The sequence below is a fragment of the Sulfurimonas sp. genome (assembly GCF_023229105.1).
In the GTDB taxonomy this organism is placed as follows: Bacteria; Campylobacterota; Campylobacteria; order Campylobacterales; family Sulfurimonadaceae; genus Sulfurimonas.
Genome location: NZ_JALNZY010000094.1, coordinates 1 through 6,883 on the forward strand (window position 1 = coordinate 1; position 6,883 = coordinate 6,883).

The 6,883-nt window shown below is 34.2% G+C and carries 8 protein-coding genes; 4 read left to right on the forward strand and 4 right to left on the reverse strand.

The genetic code is table 11. The features are described from left to right. The 3 genes from M0Q17_RS10105 to M0Q17_RS10115 form a co-directional block, all read left to right on the forward strand. A partial coding sequence (locus M0Q17_RS10105) for an ATP-dependent helicase (RefSeq protein ID WP_295086488.1) occupies positions 1-1,236 on the forward strand: 1,236 nt, incomplete at its 5' end. A 42-nt stretch (positions 1,237-1,278) separates the two neighbouring features. Next, positions 1,279-1,767, forward strand: coding sequence for a c-type cytochrome (locus M0Q17_RS10110; RefSeq protein WP_295086490.1), 489 nt, complete (start codon positions 1,279-1,281; stop codon positions 1,765-1,767). A gap of 3 nt (positions 1,768-1,770) precedes the next feature. Continuing rightward, positions 1,771-2,184, forward strand: coding sequence for a hypothetical protein (locus M0Q17_RS10115; protein WP_295086492.1), 414 nt, complete (start codon positions 1,771-1,773; stop codon positions 2,182-2,184). 4 nt (positions 2,185-2,188) lie between these two features. Here M0Q17_RS10115 and M0Q17_RS10120 read toward each other — a convergent pair whose 3' ends face one another. The 3 genes from M0Q17_RS10120 to M0Q17_RS10130 form a co-directional block, all read right to left on the reverse strand. Further along, complete coding sequence (locus tag M0Q17_RS10120) at positions 2,189-5,203, reverse strand: EAL domain-containing protein (RefSeq protein WP_295086494.1); 3,015 nt, start codon at positions 5,201-5,203, stop codon at positions 2,189-2,191. A gap of 88 nt (positions 5,204-5,291) precedes the next feature. Next, complete coding sequence (locus tag M0Q17_RS10125) at positions 5,292-5,726, reverse strand: CZB domain-containing protein (RefSeq protein WP_295086496.1); 435 nt, start codon at positions 5,724-5,726, stop codon at positions 5,292-5,294. Beyond that, a complete protein-coding gene (locus M0Q17_RS10130) occupies positions 5,683-6,009 on the reverse strand; it encodes a hypothetical protein (RefSeq protein ID WP_295086498.1) in 327 nt (108 codons plus the stop codon). Before M0Q17_RS10130 ends, M0Q17_RS10125 begins: the two co-directional genes overlap by 44 nt. A 263-nt stretch (positions 6,010-6,272) precedes the next feature. Between M0Q17_RS10130 and M0Q17_RS10135 the strand changes: the two genes are divergently transcribed. Then, a complete protein-coding gene (locus M0Q17_RS10135; protein ID WP_295086500.1) occupies positions 6,273-6,521 on the forward strand; it encodes a helix-turn-helix transcriptional regulator in 249 nt (82 codons plus the stop codon). A 51-nt stretch (positions 6,522-6,572) separates the two neighbouring features. On the opposite strand, the gene M0Q17_RS10140 is transcribed toward M0Q17_RS10135, so the two are convergent. Continuing rightward, positions 6,573-6,883: c-type cytochrome (locus tag M0Q17_RS10140; protein ID WP_295086502.1), on the reverse strand; the 311-nt coding region annotated here is incomplete at its 5' end.

The window sequence follows — 6,883 nt, forward strand, 5'->3', positions numbered from 1 at the left end:
CTCTCGCTTGCTACAAAAGTTATAGAGCATAATGAGCGTATTTATCCTAAAAAACTTGAAGTGACACGACTGCATGATTCTCAACCGCCAAAACTGCTTGCGTATGATGAGTTGTTTGATCAGTATCATGCTATGGCGGCGCAAATACGTGATTCTCAAACTCCAAAAGAGGAGATAGCTGTCATCTTTAGAAATAACTCCTCTGCTGATGGTATAGAGGTTGGACTTCGTGAGCTTGGCATCGCGTGTAAGCGAAAAGGGGGAACAAGCTTTTTTGATTCACGTGAGGTAAAGGCGGTTTTGGATTTTTATACTCTTTTGGTAAATGAGTCGGACATGATGTCTTTTATACATCTCTTTGAGTTTGCAAGAGGCATAGGAAGTGCCATGGCAAAAGAGATCTACATTGCATTTAAAACTTTAGGTCATGGAAGCATATTTTACGGGCTTTATGCACCGGATGAGTCCATAAAAAACCCTTTTGAAAAACGAAAACTCAATCATCAACTTGGACTTTTTGATGATTTTTTAGAGTTAGGTAGTGTAGGCAAATTTGCAAAACTCGGTTTTGAAGAGAAGTTTATGAAAAACCCGATATTAAAACACCCTAAACTCACAAAAGAGAGCGCTACATTTTTACATGATTTTTATCTTCTTTTTCGCGATATCAAAGGCATAAAACAGCCTCGCACCATTGTTAAAAAAATAGCCGAATCTGCAATCTACAAATATATAGCAGACTCTCTTGCAAGCAAAAGAGCACTGCTTAAAGATGGCACGATTGATGAAAAACAAAAAGCAGAAGCACTGATAAGAATAAGCAGAAAGATGGTTTTGCTAGAGGAACTCTCAAAACCGTATAGCGAACATGAGCGATTTTTAAACGCTATGATACTAGGCTCCTCTGATTTAACGCAAGGCGAGGGAGTCAATCTGCTAAGTGTTCATGCTTCTAAAGGGTTGGAGTATAAAGAGGTTTACATCGTAGATCTTATGGATGGGCGTTTTCCAAACAGAAAGCTTATGCAGCGCGGCGGTTCACTAGACGAGGAGAGGAGACTCTTTTATGTAGCGGTTACAAGGGCAAAGGATATACTTTATCTAAGTTATGCAAAGTATGACAAAATTAAAAAAATCAACTTTTTACCCTCGCAGTTTTTATATGAGGCGGGTTTAGTTCCAAAGGATGAAGCCTATAGAGCTATGGTTTTAAAAGAGGAAGACAAAGAAGAATAGTTTACATTTTTTTGAGTATAATGTAAAAAAATGGAGTTAAATATGAAACTTATACTATCAATGGCTGTAGCGCTATTTTTTTTAGGATGCAGCAGTGAAAATAAACAAGAGGCAAAAGAGACATTAAGTGAAACTAAAGCCAAAGCAACACAAAGTGTAACAGAGGCTAAAGAAGCAGTTTCTGAAAAAGCAGTGGAGGTCAAAGAAGTAGTCTCTGAAAAAGCAGCGGAGGTCAAAGAAGCAGTCTCTGAAAAAGTAGCGGAGGTCAAAGAAGCTATAACTGCGCCGAAGATAGATGCTCAAAAGATGTATCAAGTGTGTGCCGGATGTCATGGAGCAGATGGTTCTAAAGCCGCTCTTGGAAAATCGCAAATCATTAAAGGTTGGGATGCAAAAAAAACTGCTGATGCACTAACAGGGTATAAAGCAGGAACATACGGCGGGGCTATGAAAGGTTTAATGACCGGGCAAGTCTCAAAGCTTAGTAATGAGGAGATAGAAGCACTCTCTGAGTATATCTCAACTCTCTAAAGAATGAAAAATATTTTTTTAGCAATTTTCTTTCTGCTCTTTTTGGGGTGTGATGGAAAAATCTATAAAAATATATATGACAAAAGCAAAATCGGGGTGAGTGTCTCATCTGTAGAGATTATCGCAAATGATGAACACTCCCTTGCTTTTTCTAAAAAGGTTATGGAGAAAAAAGGGTTTGTTCTTGGCAAATCAAACTATAAACTGCGAGTAGAACATAGAGACTATACCAAATCATGCACAAATCCACTCTCAAAAACTTCTTCAGACTACAGCTATGAAGGACTCCTTGTAATCGAGTTTTTTTATGAAGATAGAAAAATATACTCAATCTACAGAGACTTCAAAGGCAAAGTAAACGAAAAACTTTTTACAACCCTAATTGATATAATGATTGATGACCTTGAGATAAGATAAACTTTTAATCTATATCTTCTTTAGGCGCACAGAAGTAGTATCCTTGAGAGTAGTCAATTCCCAACTCTTTTGCTATCTTAAAAATTGCTTCGCTTTCAACAAACTCCGCTATGGTTTGCATACCGAGTTTTTTAGAAAATTCGACAATTGTAGAGACGACTAGAAGAGCATTTTCGTCTGTATCAATATTTTTTATAAGCGAGCCGTCTATTTTTAGGTAATCTGCTTTTAGCTTTATTAGGTACTCAAAGTTGCTGTACCCTGTTCCAAAATCATCAATGGCTATTTTACAGTTGTATTTTTTAACTTCATTTATAAAACGAATTACCCCCTCAAAGTTGATGATATACTCAGACTCTACTATCTCAAATACAACTTTTGAACCGATGTCATGTTTTTGTAACATTCTTAAGATAAACTCTGTAATATCAGGCTCAAGAATATCGTTGATAGATAGATTTACAGAAAATTCTGCATCTATGTTTTTAAACTTTTCAAATGCTTGTTCTATAACTGCTTTTGTGATTGCAAAGTACTGTCTTGTTTTTTTTGCAACTTCTAAGAAAAAGAACGGAGATATAATCTTCTCACCGTCTCTCATTCTCACTAAACACTCATACTTTTCATACGCAAGATTTGAGTTGTTTACTATAGGCTGATAAAAACTTATGATATCGTTGTTTTTGATAGCATCGGAGAGTTTTTTTGTCCAGTGCATATTCTCTTCATAGATTTTGTTGAGAGATTTTGATTCGTTATAGATGAGAAAATCTATATTTTTGTTTCTTGCCGTGCTTAGTGCCATATTTGCCGTGGAAAGAAGATGCTCTTTGTCCTCATATGATACACCGCCGCTGCATGAGATAAGAAGCTCTTTGTTTTGTATGCTAAATCTCTCTTTGATGCTCTCTATAATTTTTCTTACCTCAAGTACAAAAAGCTCTTTATAAAAATTGTCTGCCAGAATGGCAAACTCATCTCCTTGGAGTCTGTAAAATTTTAAGTTTTTTTCTTGAGAAATAAGATTGTAAATCTTGTTTGCGATGGATATGATGACAAGATTCCCAAATTCATGTCCGTAAAAATCATTAATCTGTCTAAAATTATCCAAGTTGAAAATCGCGATATAGGGAGACTCTGCATTTTCTACATCTATATGGAGTTGAAACCTGTTTGCATATCCCGTGAGCAGATCGGTATATGCGATTTTTTCTATCTCCATTTTTTGTTCAATTATCGGAGTGATATCGTTTCTGATGATAAAATACTCTATAACATTGCCCTCTAAATCTTTAATCGGGAGAATTGTGGTATCCGTCCAAAATAGTTTGCCTGATTTTTTTATATTTTTAAGGACTCCATGCCATACTTTATGAGAGTTTGAGAGAACATCCCATATCTCTTCATACTGCTCTTGTGCAGTGTCTGATGAGAGTAAAACAGCATGATTTTGCTCTTTTAACTCATCTATGGTGTATTCGCTGATTTTTGCAAACTTATCATTGATATAGATTATATTTCTATTTTTGTCGATTCTTGAGAGGATTGTACTGCTGTCTATAGCGTTTTCATACTCTTTTGAGATATGAATCATGTCATCAAAATTTTTCTCTGTAATTTTTAACTGATTTTCAAAGTAGTTCATTATCTCTTTTTGTTGCGTTATATCAGTTTTGATAGCGATGTACTCAACGATATTGCCGTTTTTGTCGACAATGGGTTGAACAGTTCCTTTTAGCCAATATATAAATCCATCTTTTGAAAAGTTTCTAAAATTCCCACTCCAAGATTTTTTAAGAACTTTGATAGTATGCCATAGATCTTCAAAAGTCTCTTTTGGTATCTCTGGATGACAGATGATACTGTGTGAGCTGCCTATTAGCTCCTCCCTCGTGTAGCCGCTTATCTTGCAAAATGCGTCATTGACATACCTTATGATTCCGTTTGTATCTGTTTTTGAGACTATAAAACTCTCATCTACGCTAGATTTGTACTGATCTAAAAGCACAAGTGAATTTTCAAACTCCTCATTTAAGAGATGAGTGGAAAATAAGATATTTTTAACAATAGTATGCATAAAAAAAGCAAGTATACTAAAGAGTAAAAAAAGCAAGAAAGCGACAAGAATAATAGTTTGATTGATATCTTCTATTTTCGTATCTATCGATTTTTGAGCATCTAAAAAGAGCCTCTCTTCAAGTTCTTTAAGGCTGTTTATGCTTTTTGTCACCAACTCAAACCAAGAAGAAAGGTTTACATTTAAAGGAGCCGATTCTTTTGTGTTTAGTATAGAGTTTATAATTTCAAAAACCTTTTTAAAACTCTCTTCTTGAACCATTTTTTCATATAAATCTGAGTAAAACGGACGCTCTTGAAGTGATTGTTTAAATCTGTTTATGGCAATATTGTAAATATAAAAAGATTTATGTATATGTATCGAATTTTCCTGTGTAAGTGAGTTCTTAATAAATGTTTCTTGTAAAACTGCTCTTATCTGACCCAAATTTTCTTTAGCAAAAGAGACAAAACCATAAGCTTGAATATAATTTCTATCGCTTTTTTCTTCCATCATAGTAGAGATAATTTTGGCAAAATCAAGAAGTGTCGCTATTTGGTGCGTATAGTAATCTTGAATATCTGAAGTTGAGAGATTAAAGCTATCAACTTTCTCTCTTGTTGTTTTAATGCTTTGTATAAACTTTAAGTCTATATCTTTTTTCGGATAGCCGATAAGTTTTAAATCTTTTAAAGTAGCATCTAAATCTCTCCTTGTCTTTAGAAGTAGCACATCTTCAACATTTCTGTTTCCTGCAACAAATCCTGTGCTAAGTCCTCTTTCTATCTGCATAAAATGAACTATGTTCGAGATTGTTTTTGCTTCAAGTATATGCTGTCGTGTCTGCTCAAGATCCTTTTTGGATTCAAAATCATGAACTATTTTGCCTATAGAGAGAAAAAGAATAATAAGAGACGGAACAATCGTTAAAAAAAGTAGCTTTGATTTAATGTCAATCTTCATTTTTCCCCCTATTTTAAATTTTAAAATACTATAAAAAAAGTGTTAAGATTGTGTTAAGAAATCCATACACGACTTAATTTTTGGGTATCTATTTTGCTTCTTTTAGCATTTCATCAAGTAATTTAAAGAGTTCACTGCTTGCGCTCTCTGCTTCTTTAAAATGATTGATTACTTTGCTGATGTCAGCTAGACAGTTTCCGCTTTTAACACATTCTATAGCCGCGTTAGCGTTGTCATGTACTTTTGCATGAGGGGCATCTATCATGCCATAAGCTTTTGTAGCTCCAAAGAGAGCTCTCCCCTGTTCGTTTTTCCACTTGCCAAATCTGCATGAGCGATGGTTTGCCAGCTCAACGTCTTTGGCATTAAACACAGCATCATAGGCATTGACTTTAAAGAGTACATGGTCTAGTTTTGCCAGATTTATAAATAGTTCATATCTAACATGTCTGTTATCGTCTTTGATGATTTTAGTATTGCTAAGCAGTTCGTCTAGTTCTGTTACCCTGCATAAACCCTTCATCGCCATCCGTCAACTTTCCAATCTCTTCCAAAAACGATATATTATTTTCAATACCGCCTTGAATCACTCTGATATTGTTGGCGCAACCATCAGATAGATTGAGGGTAAGCTCTTTTTTGAGCTTATTCTCTTGTTCAATATTTTTAATCTCTTTGGTTTGTTTTTTAAACTCTTCATTTTCAACTCGAAGTTTTTCACACTCTTCTTGAAGTGCTTTTACCTTTGCTTCTAATTCTTGGATTTGCATGGAGTGTTTGTTACTACTGTTGTTAAAAAAAGACATCTTTTTTCCTATTTTTTTGATTATTTCAGCCTGTGCTTATTGCAAAATTATCACTTTATAACAAAAAACTACTATAGTAGTTTAATTAGAAATTTTAGTATAACAAAGCTTAAATATAGATATAAGAAATAAAAACAAAGTTTATAAAACTTTGTAAGAAATTTTTAATGTGCTTTTTAAGTCTAAAAACCTCTATGGTGGGTTGTTAAAAGAAATTTTTACAATTAAACTCTACTCTATAGATATTACTATAGTAGGTTTGTATGAAATTTGAATTTTCTAATAAAGAGATGGAAAAAATCCACATTAAAATAGGGCAAAATGTTAAAAAATATCGTGAAAAAACAGGTATGACGCAGCTAGAGCTTTCATTAGAAATGGGCAACAAATCTGTAAGTTTGGTTTCTGCAGCAGAGCTTTATACAAATAAAAAACACTTTAACATCGAACATCTTTATAAAATATCTAAAGTTTTAAATATTTCTATAAGTACTTTTTTTGAAGATGTTTAGCAGCTAGTAAAAAACGTTAGATATTTGTCTCGGCATAAGTTTCATACTCTTTTAGCGCAGTGTTAAAATCCATTTTGCCAATGTGTCAAGTTCTTCGTTTGTGAGTTGTCCAAAGGCAGGCATGACAGCTTTTGAGCTTTCCCACTCTCCTTTGCTTCCGTTTTTTATGCTCTCTTTAAGCGTATCTTGTGAAGATGCAAATTTCTTTTGTATTTTTATAAATGATGGTCCTACAAGATCTTTATTGACTCTGTGGCATCCTAAGCAGCTGTTTTTAAGAGCAATCTTCTCTCCATCTGGGAGAGCATCATACTTCATCTTCGCTTCCATAGCCTCTGCCAATCTTTTTTGTGTGTAATTGT

Coding starts and splice junctions, on each gene's coding strand:
- M0Q17_RS10115 (WP_295086492.1), top strand. CDS start 1,771: ATGAAAAATATTTTTTTAGCAATTTTCTTTCTGCTCTTTTTGGGGTGT.
- M0Q17_RS10135 (WP_295086500.1), top strand. CDS start 6,273: ATGAAATTTGAATTTTCTAATAAAGAGATGGAAAAAATCCACATTAAA.
- M0Q17_RS10130 (WP_295086498.1), bottom strand. CDS start 6,009: ATGTCTTTTTTTAACAACAGTAGTAACAAACACTCCATGCAAATCCAA.
- M0Q17_RS10120 (WP_295086494.1), bottom strand. CDS start 5,203: ATGAAGATTGACATTAAATCAAAGCTACTTTTTTTAACGATTGTTCCG.
- M0Q17_RS10125 (WP_295086496.1), bottom strand. CDS start 5,726: ATGAAGGGTTTATGCAGGGTAACAGAACTAGACGAACTGCTTAGCAAT.
- M0Q17_RS10110 (WP_295086490.1), top strand. CDS start 1,279: ATGAAACTTATACTATCAATGGCTGTAGCGCTATTTTTTTTAGGATGC.